Origin of the sequence: Nocardioides luteus, from assembly GCF_000960475.2 — a bacterium.
In the GTDB taxonomy this organism is placed as follows: Bacteria; Actinomycetota; Actinomycetes; order Propionibacteriales; family Nocardioidaceae; genus Nocardioides; species Nocardioides luteus_A.
Genome location: NZ_JZDQ02000006.1, coordinates 1 through 15,634, shown reverse-complemented (window position 1 = coordinate 15,634; position 15,634 = coordinate 1). Strand labels below are relative to the sequence as shown.

Genomic DNA, 15,634 nt, shown 5'->3' with positions numbered 1-15,634 from the left:
TACGCCGCGTCCCCAGCCCTCGCATAGGTTTGCGGCATGTCTGTGGTGAAGATCAATGCAATCCAGGTTCCGGCCGAGGCAGGCGCCGAGCTCGAGAAGCGGTTCGCGGCGCGAGCCGGGGCCGTCGAGAACTCGCCGGGCTTCCTCGGCTTCCAGCTCCTGCGCCCGGTCGCCGGCGAGGACCGCTACTTCGTCGTCACCCACTGGGACTCGGAGGAGTCCTTCGCTGCCTGGCGCGACGGTGACGCCCGGGCCGCGCACGCGACCCCGCCGGGCGAGGCGCCGCGCAAGCCGGTCTCGACCGGTGCCGACCTGCTGGAGTTCGAGGTCGTGCTGGACGTCAAGCCTGCCTGACGCCGTCCTCAGGCCGACGTGACGTCGGAGACGCCGGGGATGCTGACCCCGCCCCGGCGCACCAAGGACTGCTCACCCCGCTGGACGAACGCGTAGAAGTGCTCGCTCCTCCCCCGCAGCAGCGGCGTGGGTCCGAGGAGCGAGAGGCGGCCGTGGACGAGGCGGCTGGCGGTGCGTACGGCCCGCCATCTCGTCTCGGCCGCGGCTGACCACGGGATGTCGTAGTGCTCGCGGACGACCGGCGGGAGGCTGCCCTGGACGACGGTCCGAAGTGTCTCGGAGGTCGGGGCTCCACCGGGCAGGTGGTAGCCCGCGGAGCCCGCGATGTGGCGTCCGACCAGGCGGGCCTCGTCGACGAGGTAGGGATCGTCCGAGGAGAGCCAGGCGTCGAAGCGGCGGCGGAAGTCGGGATAGGACGCCGGCGCGGCGTCGGCCGGCATGCCGAAGAGACCCGCCCAGGTCACGAACCCGTCGAAGAGCTCCTCGCGCTCATGAGGGCGGAGCGGGCGGACCAGGGCGTCGTACATGAACTCGACCGAGTCGAGCGCGAACGCCGCCGTCCACCACATCAGGCCGGGATCGGTGGCCGAGTAGTGCGAGCCCGCGGGATGGGCCGGGCCTCCGTCGACCTCCATCGTCCCGTCGACGGGCACGTGCCTCTTCGCCGTGAACGCGAGCGCCCTGTCCGCCTCGTCCTTGGTGCCGAGGAAGACCGTCTCCATCAGCCGGGCGGTCAGCGCGAGCCGGGTGTAGGGCGTCGCCCGATGGGCGGTGTGCTGGGCGGTGCCGACGAAGAGCCGCGGGTGCAGACCGCCGATGATCAGCGCCCGCTGTCCCCAGGTGAGGCCGACCACCCGCTGACGCATCGCACGCACGACCATCGAGTCGGCGGCGAAGTACCCGGACATGTCGACAGTCTGCCACCGTGCGGTGACCCGTCGCCGGGGTTCAGGCGGGCTGAAGGGCCGGGACGACGTACTCCCTGGTCAGCGGCGCGAAGTCCGCTCCGTCGGTGATCTCGGTGAGGCTCGCCCAGCGCAGCTCCGCGATCTCGGCGGCCGCGTCGGGCGTCACCTTCCCGGCCCAGGTGAAGACCGTCGAGCGCACCAGGTGTCCCGGCTCGTTGGCGGCATCCGCCTCGAACTCACCGAGCAGCGTGAGCTCCTCGACCAGGAGACGTACGCCGAGCTCCTCCGCGACCTCGCGCACGGCCGCGTCCGCGGCCGACTCCCCCGGCTCCAGCTTCCCGCCGGGCAGCATGAAGCTCGCGGTGCCGTTCTTGCGGACCGTGAGCATCCGCCCCGCGTCGTCCCGGAAGACGACTGCCGCGACGGTGATGACGTTGGGCTCGGACACACGCGAAGCCTCTCACGCGGCCCGCGGAGCTCAGCAGACGCCGGCGTGCCTCGAGTCGCCGGGCTTGCTCGGGGGCGGCGCCGGGGCGTCGTTCGCGACCGCCTCGAAGAGATCGGCGGCCGCAGTCTCGTCGAGCAGCAGGGCATTGAGGTCCTGCGGGTCGGTCTCCGCCGGCGCCGTCATCAGGGTGACGTCGTTCCGCCCGATCCCGTCCAGGCCCGCGGCGAGCTCAGCGAGCGTACGCAGATCCAGGTCGGTCTTCAGTCCCGAACCGGCCGCTTCCAGGATCGCCCGCACCTTGGCGACGTCCGCGAGCGTGCCCCCCGCCAGGATCTTGCCGGTCATCGAGGCGAGGAACGCCTGCTGCCGGGTGATCCGGTCCAGATCGCCGCCGTCGCCGAGACCGTGGCGAAGGCGTACGTAGTCGAGCGCTTGCTGCCCGTCGAGGGTCTGAGAGCCCTGGTGGAACCTCGCGCCCGTGTAAGGATCTGCGACCTTCTGGGGGAGGCAGACGTCGACCCCGCCGAGCGCGTCGACGACGGCCGGGATGGTGGCGAAGTCCAGCTCCACCACGTGGTCCACCGTCACCCGGCACTCCTCGCACAGCTCGCCGGTGACCGACTCCAGCTGCTCGGCGACACAGGCCCCGCCGCCCTCGACGTAGGCCGCGTTCCACCGCTGCTGCCGGGTGCCCTGGCGCTGCCCGCAGGCCGGAGGGGGGACGATCAGGTCGCGCGGGATGCTGATGGCGTATGCCGAGCCGCGGTCGGCCGCGAGATGCACCAGGATCGTGGTGTCCGCGCGGGCGTCGCCACGCTCCCCGCCGACCTCGCATCCGTCGCAGGCGCGGCCGTCGGAGCCGAGCACGAGGATGTCGACCGGCTTGCCGCTGCCCGCGGCCGCGAGTGTGGGCGCGTCGTCCCGGCTCAGCGCGAGCGGAACGGCGACCGCGAGCACGGCGACGGCCGCGACGGCGCCGATGACGGCGACCCAGCGCCGTGCGCGGCGCGGCCGCTGCTCCGTACGGTCCAAGACGGGTGCGGACATGAGGATCTCCTCGAGGAGCTCGGCGCGCTCCGAGGCCGGCACCAGCCCGTCGAGATCCTCCCGGGCGAGCGGGTTGCTCGCGCGCAGCCGGAACAGATCGTCGGTCATCGGCCCTCCTCGGTCGCGAAGTGGTGGGGTACACCACGCACATGTCCCGCCACCGGGGCGGCGTCACCCAGGGCCTGCGCGAATCTGGCCCGAGCCCGGGCCAGCCGCATCCGTGCGGTGCCGGCCGCGATCCCGAGCACCTCGGCCGCCTCGCTCGGCGTCAGGTCGTCCCAGGCGATCAGGGTCAGCAGCTCCCGGTCGGCCGCGGAGAGGGTGGCCAGGGCTCGGCGTACCCGATCCTGTTCGGCGACGCCCGCGGCCGGGTCGGGTACGTCGGCGCCGCCCAGGAACGCCCGCAGCCGCTCCCCCAGGCGCGCCCGGCGCCGGGTGGAACGGTGCTGGTTGAGGAGTACGTTGCGGGCGATCCCGAACAGCCACGGCCGGTAGTCGCCGGCCGGAGCCTCATCGAGCCGCCGCCAGGCGACCAGGAACGTCTCGCTGACCACGTCCGCGGCGTCGGCCGGCTGCTCGACCCTCCGCAGCGCGTAGCCGAGCACGGCCTGGAAGTTGGCGTCGTAGAGCGCGCGGAAGCGCGCCGTGGACGGATCGGCGAGACGTGTCACGCCCCTCCATGTCCGGCTCGGCACCGAGCGTCACACGCCGGTTCGGTCAGATCCTCAGAGGATCTCGCCGGGCACGTAGGCAGCAGCCTCCGGGTGCGCGGCGGTGACGGCCTCCACGCGGCGTACGACCTCCTGGACCTGCGCGACCGCGGCACCGGTGAACTCGATCGGCTCGGCCACGAGCGACTGGATCTGCTCCTCGGTCAGGCCGAGGCGGGGGTCGGCGCCGAGCTTGGCGAAGACGTCGTTCTCGGCCTGTCCCTTGCGCATCGACAGCGCGGTGCCGACGGCGGCCTCCTTGATCGCCTCGTGGGCCTCCTCGCGACCGACGCCGTTGCGGACGGCGGCCATCAGGACCTTGGTGGTGGCCAGGAACGGCAGGTAGCGGTCGAGCTCACGCTGGATCACGGCCGGGAAGGCGCCGAACTCGTCGAGCACGGTCAGGAAGGTCTGGAAGAGGCCGTCGGCGGCGAAGAAGGCGTCCGGGAGCGCGACCCGGCGCACGACCGAGTCGGAGACGTCGCCCTCGTTCCACTGGTCGCCGGCCAGCTCGGAGATCATCGAGAGGTAGCCGCGCAGCACGACCGAGAGGCCGTTGACCCGCTCGGTGGAGCGCGAGTTCATCTTGTGGGGCATCGCGCTGGAGCCGACCTGGCCCTCCTTGAAGCCCTCGGTGACCAGCTCGTTGCCGGCCATCAGCCGGATCGTGGTCGAGAGGTTGGAGGGGCCGGAGACCAGCTGGACCAGCGCCGAGACCGCGTCGAAGTCGAGGGAGCGCGGGTAGACCTGGCCGACACTCGTGAAGACGTTCTCGAAGCCGAGGTGGGCCGCGACCCGCTCCTCGAGCTGGGCCAGCTTGTCGGCGTCGCCGTCGAGCAGGTCGAGCATGTCCTGCGCGGTGCCCATCGGGCCCTTGATCCCGCGCAGCGGGTAGCGGGCGATGAGCTCCTCGACCCGCTGGAGCCCGACCAGCATCTCGTCGGCGACGGTCGCGAACCGCTTGCCGAGCGTCGTCGCCTGAGCCGCCACGTTGTGCGAACGGCCGGCCATGACGGTGGTCTCGTGCTCGGTCGCAAGGCGTGCCAGGCGGGCCAGGGTCGCGACGGCACGGTCGCGGATCACCTTCAGGCTGGAGAGGACCTGGAGCTGCTCGACGTTCTCCGTCAGGTCGCGCGAGGTCATGCCCTTGTGGATGTGCTCGTGACCGGCGAGCGCGGCGAACTCCTCGATCCGCGCCTTCACGTCGTGACGGGTCACCCGCTCCCGGGCCGCGATCGAGTCGAGGTCGACGTCCTCGACGACCTTCTCGTACGCCTCCACGACCCCGTCGGGGAGGTCGATGCCGAGATCCTTCTGAGCCTTGAGCACCGCGATCCAGAGCTGGCGCTCCAGCACGATCTTGTGCTCGGGACTCCAGATCCCGGCGAGGTCGGCAGCGGCATAGCGGTTGGCGAGAACGTTGGGCACCACAGTCACGGTGGACATTCTCCCATGTCCGATGCCCCACCCCACTAACGTGGCGGTATGGCCCTGCGGATGCTCGCCAGCCGGCCCGATCCGGCCCTCTACACCTTGCCCTGGGCGCTCCCCCTGGAGGAGTGGCCCGACGACGTCGTGGTGCCGTTGGCGCGCGGTCTGAGCCGCCACGTCGTACGCATCGTGCGCGTGCGCGGCAACATCTACGCCGTCAAGGAGACCCAGGCCGACATCGCCCGGCGCGAGTACAACATGCTGCGCGAGCTGCAGCGACTCGGCCTGCCGACCGTGGTCGCCAAGAGCGTCGTCACCGGCCGCAAGGACCGCGACGGCAACGACCTCAACGCCGCGCTGATGACCGACCACCTCACCTACTCGCTCCCCTACCGGGCGCTGTTCGAGCGGGGCCTGGCCGCCGACCGGCTGCCCAGCCTGATCGACGCCCTCGTCGTGCTGCTCGTACGCCTCCACCTGGCCGGCTTCTACTGGGGCGACGTGTCCTTGTCGAACGTCCTCTTCGTCCGCGACGCGGCCGGGTTCGCCGCCTACCTGGTCGATGCCGAGACCGGAGAGCTGAAGGCGGAGCTCTCCGACCGGCTGCGCGAGTACGACCTCGAGGTCGCCTACCAGAACATCTACGGCGAGCTCCTCGACCTGCAGGCGAGCGAGTCGCTGCCGGAGGCCTTCCCGATCGACGCGATCGTCGAGCGGCTGCAGGACCGCTACAAAGCGCTGTGGCGCGAGCTCACCGAGGAGCAGGTCTTCTCGGCCGAGGAGATGTGGCACATCGAGCAGCGCATCGAGCGCCTCCACGACCTCGGCTTCGACGTCGAGGAGCTCGACATCACCACCAGCGAGGACGGAGACACGGTGGCGCTGCGCCCGCGGGTGGTCGAGCTCGGCCACCACCGTCGCGAGCTGCGTACGCTGACCGGGCTCGACGTCCAGGACGCCCAGGCCCGGCGGATCCTCAACGACATCTCCGCCTACCGCGCCACCCGCGAGCTCGGCGACCAGCCGATCGAGGTCGCCGCGAGCCGCTGGCTGCGCGAGATCTATGAACCCATCGTCGCCATGCGCCCGCCCGGCGCGGCCGCCAAGCTCACCCCGGCGCAGATGTTCCACGAGATCCTCGAGCACCGCTGGGTGCTCTCCCAGTTCGCCGGCGAGTGGGTCAAGCTCATCAACGCCGCCGAGTCCTACTACGAGGACGTCATCGCCCACCGCCCCGACGAGGCGGTGACCCCACCGCCGGAGGACTGACCGCCGGGTTGTGAAGCCGAGGGTGACCTATGGACCACGCTCAGGTTCACAAACTCGGCGCAGCATAAGGTGGCCCCGTGAGGATCCTTGTCGTTGGCACCGGTGGTCGTGAGCACGCGCTCGCTCTGAAGCTCTCCCAGGAGGGGAACGAGGTGTACGCCGCGCCCGGCAACCCCGGGATCGCGGAGTTCGCGACGCTCCGGGACGTGGACATCATGTCCGGCCCCGAGATCGCCTCCCTGGCGGGCGAGCTGGGCGTCGACCTCGTGATCGTCGGACCGGAGGCGCCGCTGGTGGCCGGGGTCGCCGACGCGGTCCGTGACGCCGGCATCGCGGTCTTCGGGCCGTCGCAGGCGGCCGCGCAGCTCGAGGGCTCGAAGGCGTTCTCCAAGGACGTGATGTCCGCGGCCGGCGTGCCGACCGCGGGCTCGCGCGTGGCGACCACGCCCGAGGAGGCGGCCGCCGCGCTGGACGAGTTCGGCGCTCCATACGTCGTCAAGGACGATGCCCTCGCCGCCGGCAAGGGCGTCGTCGTGACGCGCGACCGCGACGAGGCGCTGGCGCACGCGGCCGCGTGCGAGCGGGTCGTCATCGAGGAGTTCCTCGACGGCCCCGAGGTCTCGCTGTTCGCGATCTGCGACGGTTCCCGCGCCTACGCGCTGCAGCCGGCCCAGGACTTCAAGCGGATCTTCGACGGCGGTAAGGGTGGCAACACCGGCGGGATGGGTGCCTACTCGCCGCTGCCGTGGGCGCAGCCGGACCTCGCCGAGGTCGTGCTCGAGACCGTCGTCCGGCCGACCCTGGCCGAGATGGAGAAGCGCGGCGCCCCGTTCGTCGGGTGCCTCTACGTCGGTCTCTCGCTGACCGCCAAGGGCCCGAAGGTGATCGAGTTCAACTGCCGCTTCGGCGACCCCGACTCCCAGCCCGTGCTCGCGCTGCTGGAGTCCTCGCTCGGCGACCTGCTGTTCGCGGCGGCCACCGGCGCGCTGGACACCGTCGAGGAGCCGGTCTTCTCCGACGGCGCCTCGGTGACGGTCGTGCTGGCCTCGGCCGGCTACCCGGAGTCCTCCTCCAAGGGCGATGTCATCACCGGCGTCGGCAACGCCAACTCGATCAACGACGTGGACGTGATCCACGCGGGCACGGCGATCGTCGACGCCTCCACGCCGGAGGAGCCGGACCACCGCCACCTGGTCACCGCGGGCGGCCGTGTCCTGGCGGTCCGGGCGAAGGGCTACGACATCGACGACGCGCGCTCCCGGGCGTACGCTGCCGCCGACCTGATCAGTTTCGACGGTCTGCAGCGACGCTCCGACATCGCGGCCGAGCCGCTCGGTGTCGTCGAGGGCGCCTCGCTGCTTTGAGCATCGGCGTACGCTCCCGAGCATGACCTGGGTCGTGTTCGGGATCGCCGTCGTCGTCGTGCTCGGCCTGATGATCGCGGCCTGCAACAAGGCCCTGCGCTCCTCGCGCCGCGGCGTCTCCTCCGGGCTCGGCGACGGCCTCGGCAACTTCATCGACGTCTTCGACCCCGGCAACGCCCGCGCCGCACGCGAGCTCAAGGAGCAGGACAACATCGGTCACGTGATCCCCTCGCCCGACGGTGACGACCCGCCTCACGGGGTCGACCTGAAGGCCAGGCGGGTCACCATCCGTCGTCCCAGCGCGCAGCCGTGAGGCTGGGAGTGGCCACGGGCCACTCCCAGCTTCACGACCTCAGGTCAGGGAATTGATGATGACCGTCTCGTCCCGGGCCGGGCCGACGCCGATGACCGACATGGGGGCGCCGGAGATCTCCTCGACGAACTTCACGTAGGCCTGGGCGTTGGCGGGGAGGTCGCTGAACGACCGGGCACCCGAGATGTCTTCCTTCCAGCCCGGAAGCGTCTCGTAGATCGGCTTGGCGTGGTGGAAGTCGGACTGGTTGACGGGCATCTCGTCGTGGCGGACGCCGTCGACGTCGTAGGCCACGCAGACCGGGATCTCGTCGAGGCCGCCAAGGACGTCGAGCTTGGTGAGGACGAAGTCGGTGACACCGTTGACGCGGGCGGCGTAGCGGGCGATGACGGCGTCGTACCAGCCGCAGCGGCGCGGCCGGCCGGTGGTGGTGCCGAACTCGTGCCCGTTCTGGGCCAGGTAGGCGCCGGACTCGTCGAAGAGCTCGGTCGGGAACGGCCCCTCGCCCACGCGCGTGGTGTAGGCCTTCACGATCCCGACCACCCGGTCGATCCGCGTCGGCGGGATCCCGGAGCCGGTGCAGGCACCACCCGAGGTGGCGTTGGAGGAGGTCACGAACGGGTAGGTGCCGTGGTCGACGTCGAGCAGCGTCGCCTGGCCGCCCTCGAGCAGGACGGTCTCGTCCCGGTCGAGCGCCTGGTGGAGCAGCAGCCCGGTGTCGCAGACCATCGGGGCGATCCGGTCGGCGTAGGACAGCAGGTCGTCGACGATCGCCTCGACGGTGAAGCCGCGCCGGTTGTAGACCTTCGAGAGGAGCTGGTTCTTCAGCTCGAGCGCACCCTCGACCTTGCCGCGCAGGATCGACTCGTCGAAGAGGTCCTGGACGCGGATGCCGATGCGGTTGACCTTGTCGGCGTAGGTCGGCCCGATCCCGCGGCCGGTGGTGCCGATCTTGCGCGAGCCGAGGAAGCGCTCGGTGACCTTGTCGAGCTGGCGGTTGTAGTCGGCGATGACGTGCGCGCTGGCCGACAGCTTCAGCTTCGAGACGTCGACGCCGCGCTCCTCCAGGGCGGTCAGCTCCTCGAAGAGGACCGCGAGGTCGACGACGACGCCGTTGCCGATCACCGGCGTCACGCCGGGGGTCAGGATGCCGCTGGGCAGCAGGTGGAGGGCGTACTTCTCCTTGCCGATCACGACGGTGTGACCAGCGTTGTTGCCGCCGTTGAACTTCACGACGTAGTCGACGTGCTCACCGAGAAGGTCGGTCGCCTTGCCCTTGCCTTCGTCGCCCCACTGGGCGCCGATGATCGTGATCGCGGGCATGTGTTGCTCCTTCGCTCCGGACGGAGTCCCTCCGGGCGATGCCCGGCTGCTCGACGCACCATTATCTAGTGTGTGACGATCCATCGCTGGACCCATCGAAAAATGCGAAAAACCCTGGCAAGACCAGGGCTCTTGCGACCACACGCTAGCAAATCCCTGGCCGTACGTCACAGCCAGCCGCGCCGCGCGGCCTCGACACCCGCCTCGAACCGCGAGCTCGCGCCGAGCTCCTCGAGCAGCTCGGCGACCCGCCGCCGGACCGTACGCAGCGAGACACCCAGCCTCCGGGCGATCTGCTCGTCCTGGGCCCCGCTGGCCAGCTCGACGAGCAGCAGACGGCGCTCGGCGCTCGGCAGCTCCTCCAGCTCGGCCGCCGGGAGGGCCCGGTGCCACAGCTCCTCGAAGTAGCAGGTGACCACCTCGACGACGCCCCGCTGGCGTACGTTGACCAGCGGCTGCTCCACCAGGCCGAGCGGGTCGGGGAACATCGCGTGCGTGCTGCCGACGACCATCAGGTGAGTGGCGACATGCGGCAGGATCCGGATGTCCTCACCGATCTCGACCCGCATCCGCAGCACGTCGGGCGAGTGCTTCAGGGCCGCCACCGGATAGATGCCGCGGCACCGGCGACCCGACTTCGTCGCGGCCTCGATGACCGAGATGAACCGCATCTCCGAGGGATGCACGGTCACCGCCGGGCGCAGCCACATCATGTCGCCCGAGGTGGCCGAGACCAGGCGCTCGAAGGTCTCCGGCGTGAACTCGGTCGCGATCACCTCGCCGTCGATCGGATGCTCCTCGCCGATCGTCGTCGGGAGCCGTGCGGCGGTGCCGGCGACGTACGGCACCGACTGGGAGATCTTGAGCAGGTGGTCGTGGGCGTCCTGGGCCCTGGTCGCGGCCCGCTCCAGCATGTGGGCGACCACCGCTGTCGGGCTGAGCACGGTCAACGTCTCGCCGCAGCTGATGACTCCGCTCTCGATCAGGGGCGCGGCCTCCTCCTTCAGCTCGCCCTCGGAGGCGGACAGCGTCGCCGCGACCGCCGCGCACGGCCACCCGGTGAGCGGGAGGAGACGGCTGTAGAGCTGCGCCGCGCCGGGGTCGAACCCCAGCGCGGTCATCAACGTCTCCGACCGGCCGTTCTCCATACCTGGAACTCTAGTGCCAGGTATGGCAGATCAGGCCTCCGGCTTGAGCAGCGGGAAGAGGATCGTCTCGCGGATCCCGGCCCCGGTGAAGAGCATGATCGCCCGGTCCAGGCCGAGGCCGAGACCACCCATCGGCGGGGCGCCGTACTCCAGCGCCCGCAGGAAGTCCTCGTCGAGCTGCATCGCCTCGGGGTCACCACCGGCCGCCAGGAGCGACTGCTGGGTGAGCACCTCGCGCTGCACGACCGGGTCGATCAGCTCGGTGAACCCGGTGCCGCGCTCGACACCGCCGATGATCAGGTCCCAGGCGAGCACCTTGCCGGGCTCCTCGTCGTTGATCCGCGCCAGCGGCTGGGCGATCGCCGGGAAGTCGCACAGGAAGGTCGGCTGGAGCAGGTGGGGCTCCACCAGCTCGCCGCACAGCTCCATGACGATCTTGCCGGCGTCCCAGGCCGGGTCGAGCTCGACGTCGTGCTTGTCGGCCAGGGCCTTGAGCGTGTCGACGTCGGTGTCGGGGGTGACCTCGACACCCACGGCCTCGGAGACGCCCTCGTAGACCGGCAGCCAGGTCCACTCGCCGTCGAGGTCGATGACACCGGCCTCGGTCTCGATCTGGCGCGAGCCGACCGCGTCGGCGGCAGCGAGGTACATCTGCCGCATCTCCTCGGCGATGGTGAACTGGTCGCCGTAGGCCTGGTAGGCCTCGATCATCGTGAACTCGGGGCTGTGCGTGGAGTCGACGCCCTCGTTGCGGAAGATCCGGCCGATCTCGTAGACCTTGTCGACACCGCCGACAACGGCCTTCTTGAGGTTGAGCTCGAGCGCGATCCGCAGGCTCATCGGCTGGTCGAACGCGTTCATGTGGGTGTTGAACGGTCGCGCGTGGGCGCCACCGTGGATGAGCTGCAGGACCGGCGTCTCGACCTCGAGATAGCCGTCGTCCTCCAGACGGCGGCGGATCGCCTGGGTGATCTTCGCGCGCGTACGCACCATGTCGCGCGCCTCCTGGCGCACGACCAGGTCGGCGTAGCGCTGGCGCACCCGGGCCTCCTCGGAGAGGTCCTTGTGGAGCACCGGCAGCGGCCGCAGCGCCTTGGAGGCCATCTCCCAGCTCGAGGCCATGATGGAGAGCTCGCCGCGCCGGGAGGAGATCACCCGGCCGGTGACGGCGACGTGGTCGCCGAGGTCGACCAGGCTCTTCCAGTCCGCGAGCGCCTCCTCGCCCACCTCGGCGAGCGAGAGCATCACCTGGAGCCGGGTGCCGATGCCCTCCTGGAGCGTCGCGAACGCCAGCTTTCCGGTGTTGCGGACGAACATGACCCGGCCGGCGACGGTGACCACGTCCTGGGTCTCCTCGCCGGCCTCGAGCTTGTCCTCGTAGGCCTCGCGCACCTCGGCGAGCGTGTGGGTGCGGCCGACGCCGATGGCGTACGCCTTCTTCCCGGCGGCCAGCAGGCGCTCGCGCTTCTCGCGCCGGACCAGCATCTGCTCGTTGAGGTCCGGTTCGGGGGCGTTGGTGGTCTGCTCAGTCACAGGGCAAGGCTAGGCGAAATCGCTGGTCCGACGCGATTCGGTAGTTCAGCCGAGAAGCGTGTCGTACGCCGTCGGGCTGCTGTCGCGCAGGAACTCGCTGCAGCGCTCCCACTCGTCGGTCTCGCCAATCGCCTTGGCCTGCTCGGCGAGGAGGGCGAGGCTGGTCAGGAAGCCACGGTTGGGCTCGTGCTCCCACGGCACCGGACCGTGACCCTTCCAGCCGTTGCGGCGCAGCATGTCGAGCGAGCGGTGGTAGCCGACGCGGGCGTAGGCGTAGACGGTCACGTCCTCGGCGCCGGACTCCTTGGCTGCCGTGGCGAGCGCGGCCCAGGCCGCGGGCGAGGCCGGGTGGCGGCGTACGACCTCGGCGGGCTCGGTGCCGGCGGACAGCTCGTCGGTCGCGGGGTCGGCGGGGAGGTGGGTCGGCGGCGGGCCGGCCATCAGGTCCTGGTGGGTCATGCCCACCATTGTGCCCGCGTACTCCGCCACCAAATGTCGGTGGTCGGGTGTTGACTGTGCACATGACCGAAACGACGACGTCGGCGACGCCGGGCGACACCGTGGAACATCCGTGGCGCAGCCTGGGCGCGCTGTGCATCGGCTTCTTCATGATCCTCGTCGACATGACGATCGTGACCGTCGCGACCCCGGACATCATGAGGGACCTCGAGGCGAGCACCAACGACGTGCTGTGGGTGACCAGCGCCTATCTGCTGACCTATGCCGTCCCGGTGCTGATCATGGGGCGTCTCGGTGACCGGTTCGGGCCGAAGTGGCTCTATCTCGGCGGCCTGGCGATCTTCACGCTCGCGTCGCTGTGGTGCGGGCTCTCCGACAACATCGCGATGCTGATCGCCGCGCGTGCGGTGCAGGGTGTCGGTGCGTCGATGATGACGCCGCAGACGATGGCGGTGATCACCCGGATCTTCCCGGCCGACCGCCGCGGCGCGGCGATGGCGCTGTGGGGCGCCACGGCCGGCATCGCGACGCTGGTCGGTCCGATCCTCGGCGGTGTGCTGGTCGACCTCGGCGGCTGGGAGTGGATCTTCTTCATCAACATCCCCGTCGGCGTGCTGGCGCTCGTCCTCAACTGGCGGCTGGTGCCGCTGCTGCCGACCCACCCGCACGTCTTCGACTGGCTGGGTGTCGCGCTCAGCGGGATCGGCATGTTCGGCCTGGTCTTCGGCCTGCAGGACGGCGAGCAGCGCGACTGGGACGCGGTGGTCTGGGCGCTGGTCGTCGGAGGCGTGGTCGTGCTCGGTCTGTTCGTGCTGTGGGAGGCGCGCAACAAGCAGGAGCCGCTGCTTCCGCTGGGCCTCTTCGGCGACCGCAACTTCTCGGTCGCCAACATCGCGATCACCTGCATGGGCATGGCGGCCACGACGATGGGCTTCCCGCTGATGCTCTACGCCCAGATCGTCCGTGGCTACGACGCGCTCGAGGCCTCCCTCCTGTTCGTCCCGATGGCGGCGGTCTCGCTCGTGCTCGCGCCGGTGGTCGGCCGGATCAACGACAAGGTCCATCCCCGCTGGCTCACCAGCTTCGGCTTCCTCTGCTGCGCCGCCGCGATCTTCTGGGTCACCCGGCCGATGACCCCCGGCTCGGCCGTGTGGGAGATCCTCCTCCCGATGGGGCTGCTCGGGCTCGGGATGGCGTTCGTGTGGGCGCCGCTGGCGGCGGCCGCCACCCGCAACCTGCCACCGCACCACGCCGGAGCAGGGGCGGGCGTCTACAACGCCACCCGGACGGTCGGTTCGGTGGTCGGCTCGGCCGCGATCGCGGTGCTCATGGACGCCCGCATCAGCGCCAACGGGCTGGACGCGAGCGCGGAGAGCGCCGGCAACGCCGGTGGTCAGATGCCGGCGCAGATCGCCGAGCGGTTCTCCCAGGCGATGGCCGAGGCGACGCTGCTGCCGGCGATCGCGCTGGCGGTGGGCTTCGTGGCGGTGCTCTTCTTCACCACCCCGCGACACATGATGAAGCCGACAGCCTAGGAGAGCGCGACCGAGAGCGGCAGACCCCGGCACGGGATCATGTCGCGGGCCGTGGTGAGCGGAGCACCCGTGGCCAGCTGCGGGTCGGCCGAGACGATCGCCTTGCCGTGGCCGTTGACCAGCGTCGCGCCGGCCTCGCGCAGGCCGGGCAGGAGCATCGTCTCGAGCGTCTCGACCAGGGTGTCGGCCCCGGCGACGCCGACCATGCGGCCGCCGGCGTAGACCGGCATCGTCGTGGTCATGACGTACTCGTCGGTGCAGACGAAGTCGACGTACGGGCCGACGAGGGTCAGCTCCCCCGTACGCTCCGGGGTGCGATACCAGGGCTGGCGGGTGTAGTCGATCGCCTCACCGGTCGCCGGCGCGTCCGCGTCGCCCAGGAAGTCCCGCTCCTCCCCCTGCCACCAGACGAGGTAGAGCCGACGGTCGCTGAGCACGCCCGGCGCGACGACGAACCCGCCACCGACGAGGTTGGGGTTGCGCAGGAACTCCAGGGAGCCGGGTTCGAGCCGCTCCCGCAGGGAGGTGGTGGTGACCGGCCCGGCCTCGAAGAGAGCGGCCACCTCGCTGCGTACGCGCTCCAGCTCGGCCACGATCGGCCCGAAATGCTGCTCGACCTGAGCCACACAGTCGATGGGAGTCATCGTCCTGGTCATCGTCGCACCGCCTCATGGATCTCGGCCAAGCGTTCAAGGGAGTGAGCGACATGCTCGCGTACGCTCTCCCGTGCCCTGACAGCATCCCCCGCTGCGAGGGCTTCGACAAGCTCCTGGTGGCGGGTCGCGGTCGCCTCCCGGAAGCCCGGCTCGTCGAGCGGGATCCGGAGCAGCGCGCCGAAGTCGGCCTCCTGGCGCACCACCTCACGGGTCATCCGGGCCGACTGGGTCAGCGCCGCCACCGACAGGTAGAGCTCGCTGTCGGCGCTGCGCCAGCGGGCCACGTCGCTGACGTTGAGCGGGATCAGCAGGTCGCGCAGGTCCTCGACCTCGTCGGGGTCCGTACGCTCCGCCGCGATCTCCGCACACCCGGTGAGCACCACGAGGTAGACGGTGGCCCGGTCGCGCAGCTCGATCCGCGACATCGCGGCGAGCCGCTCCTCGACGAGGTCGACGCTCTTCGGGGCGCGCACGAACGAGCCACCGCCACGCCCCCGGGTCGTCACCACCAGACCCTTGGCGCGCAGCGCGACCAGCGCCTCTCGCGCGGTGACCGTCGCGACTCCGAGCATCTGCGCGAGCTCGGGCTCGCTGGGGAGCCGCTCCCCGTGAGCGAGTACGCCGGAACGGATCGCCTCGGCGAGCCGGTTCTCGACGCGCGCCGCCCGGCCCTCGTCGCCGATCGGGGCGAAGATGGCCGCGCGGGCTCGGGAGGTCATCACACGCACGCCGAAATCCTAATGTATGGATCCAGATGATTCGGGGCCTCAGATCTGTTCGATTCTGTTCGAATCCGCACAGAACTTCATGAATTTCGTCTTAACCATCTGGATCCATGGGCGTTTCTATGCATAACCTGAGCCCACGACTGACGCAGACTTGGTGTCGGTCACCCAAGATCGTCGGATGTCCAGGGCTTGTGGGGGGCGCTGGGCATCCGACTCCTTGGTTTTGGGCAGGTGGCGGCGTGGATGCCGGCCGAGATACCTCGGTGAGTGCGCACCGACTTCGTGGAGTTCACCGAAGTGAGCGACTGCCGACCGAGGTACCTCGGTGAACGTCCGGGCCGGCGCACCACCGTCTCCGCATGCAACAAGGGCGGGGAGAGCCTCTCGGCTCTCCCCGCCCTGTTTCTC

At 70.4% G+C, this 15,634-nt stretch carries 16 protein-coding genes; 5 read left to right on the top strand and 11 right to left on the bottom strand.

Features of this window, described 5'->3' with window-relative positions:
- The first annotated feature begins 36 nt into the window (after positions 1 to 36).
- Positions 37 to 354, top strand: a complete 318-nt coding sequence (locus tag UG56_RS05150) for an antibiotic biosynthesis monooxygenase family protein (protein ID WP_045551905.1) — start codon at positions 37 to 39, stop codon at positions 352 to 354.
- An 8-nt stretch (positions 355 to 362) separates the two neighbouring features.
- Here the strand turns inward: UG56_RS05150 and UG56_RS05145 are convergent, their stop codons facing one another.
- The 5 genes from UG56_RS05145 to purB are packed head-to-tail and all read right to left on the bottom strand — an operon-like array spanning position 363 to position 4,913.
- Positions 363 to 1,262 carry an oxygenase MpaB family protein gene (locus tag UG56_RS05145; RefSeq protein ID WP_045551904.1) on the bottom strand — a complete coding sequence of 300 codons (900 nt, stop codon included), beginning with the start codon at positions 1,260 to 1,262 and terminating at the stop codon, positions 363 to 365.
- Positions 1,263 to 1,302: 40 nt separating this feature from the next.
- On the bottom strand, positions 1,303 to 1,710 hold the full coding sequence (locus tag UG56_RS05140; protein WP_052694236.1) for an NUDIX hydrolase: 408 nt from the start codon (positions 1,708 to 1,710) through the stop codon (positions 1,303 to 1,305).
- A gap of 30 nt (positions 1,711 to 1,740) precedes the next feature.
- The gene (locus UG56_RS05135) at positions 1,741 to 2,865 is read right to left on the bottom strand and encodes an LCP family protein (protein ID WP_071326881.1); all 1,125 of its coding nucleotides are present in this window, start codon (positions 2,863 to 2,865) and stop codon (positions 1,741 to 1,743) included.
- A complete protein-coding gene (locus UG56_RS05130; protein WP_045548741.1) occupies positions 2,862 to 3,428 on the bottom strand; it encodes an RNA polymerase sigma factor in 567 nt (188 codons plus the stop codon). Before UG56_RS05130 ends, UG56_RS05135 begins: the two co-directional genes overlap by 4 nt.
- 54 nt (positions 3,429 to 3,482) lie before the next feature.
- Entirely contained in the window at positions 3,483 to 4,913 is a 1,431-nt protein-coding gene (purB, locus tag UG56_RS05125) for an adenylosuccinate lyase (RefSeq protein WP_045548740.1), read from the bottom strand.
- A 39-nt stretch (positions 4,914 to 4,952) separates the two neighbouring features.
- On the opposite strand from purB, the gene UG56_RS05120 reads away from it, so the two are divergent.
- From UG56_RS05120 to UG56_RS05110, 3 genes are all read left to right on the top strand, one after another.
- Positions 4,953 to 6,167, top strand: coding sequence for a DUF4032 domain-containing protein (locus tag UG56_RS05120; protein WP_045548739.1), 1,215 nt, complete (start codon positions 4,953 to 4,955; stop codon positions 6,165 to 6,167).
- Between the two features lie 77 nt (positions 6,168 to 6,244).
- On the top strand, positions 6,245 to 7,531 hold the full coding sequence (gene purD / locus UG56_RS05115; RefSeq protein ID WP_045548738.1) for a phosphoribosylamine--glycine ligase: 1,287 nt from the start codon (positions 6,245 to 6,247) through the stop codon (positions 7,529 to 7,531).
- 22 nt (positions 7,532 to 7,553) lie between these two features.
- Positions 7,554 to 7,844, top strand: a complete 291-nt coding sequence (locus UG56_RS05110; RefSeq protein ID WP_045548737.1) for a hypothetical protein — start codon at positions 7,554 to 7,556, stop codon at positions 7,842 to 7,844.
- A gap of 39 nt (positions 7,845 to 7,883) precedes the next feature.
- On the opposite strand, the gene UG56_RS05105 is transcribed toward UG56_RS05110, so the two are convergent.
- The 4 genes from UG56_RS05105 to UG56_RS05090 form a co-directional block, all read right to left on the bottom strand.
- Entirely contained in the window at positions 7,884 to 9,167 is a 1,284-nt protein-coding gene (locus UG56_RS05105; protein ID WP_045548736.1) for an adenylosuccinate synthase, read from the bottom strand.
- A gap of 167 nt (positions 9,168 to 9,334) precedes the next feature.
- The gene (locus UG56_RS05100; RefSeq protein ID WP_045548735.1) at positions 9,335 to 10,315 is read right to left on the bottom strand and encodes a helix-turn-helix transcriptional regulator; all 981 of its coding nucleotides are present in this window, start codon (positions 10,313 to 10,315) and stop codon (positions 9,335 to 9,337) included.
- 30 nt (positions 10,316 to 10,345) lie between these two features.
- A complete protein-coding gene (gene lysS / locus UG56_RS05095) occupies positions 10,346 to 11,848 on the bottom strand; it encodes a lysine--tRNA ligase (RefSeq protein ID WP_045548734.1) in 1,503 nt (500 codons plus the stop codon).
- A gap of 45 nt (positions 11,849 to 11,893) precedes the next feature.
- Complete coding sequence (locus UG56_RS05090) at positions 11,894 to 12,307, bottom strand: DUF3151 domain-containing protein (RefSeq protein ID WP_045548733.1); 414 nt, start codon at positions 12,305 to 12,307, stop codon at positions 11,894 to 11,896.
- A 62-nt stretch (positions 12,308 to 12,369) separates the two neighbouring features.
- Here UG56_RS05090 and UG56_RS05085 point away from each other — a divergent pair, with 62 nt between their 5' ends.
- The gene (locus UG56_RS05085) at positions 12,370 to 13,842 is read left to right on the top strand and encodes an MFS transporter (RefSeq protein ID WP_045548732.1); all 1,473 of its coding nucleotides are present in this window, start codon (positions 12,370 to 12,372) and stop codon (positions 13,840 to 13,842) included.
- On the opposite strand, the gene UG56_RS05080 is transcribed toward UG56_RS05085, so the two are convergent.
- The gene (locus UG56_RS05080; protein ID WP_052693529.1) at positions 13,839 to 14,498 is read right to left on the bottom strand and encodes a cache domain-containing protein; all 660 of its coding nucleotides are present in this window, start codon (positions 14,496 to 14,498) and stop codon (positions 13,839 to 13,841) included. The genes UG56_RS05085 and UG56_RS05080 overlap by 4 nt on opposite strands.
- Positions 14,495 to 15,217 (bottom strand): FadR/GntR family transcriptional regulator, encoded by a 723-nt coding sequence (locus UG56_RS05075; RefSeq protein WP_045548743.1) that lies wholly within the window; start codon positions 15,215 to 15,217, stop codon positions 14,495 to 14,497. Before UG56_RS05075 ends, UG56_RS05080 begins: the two co-directional genes overlap by 4 nt.
- Positions 15,218 to 15,634: the final 417 nt, after the last annotated feature.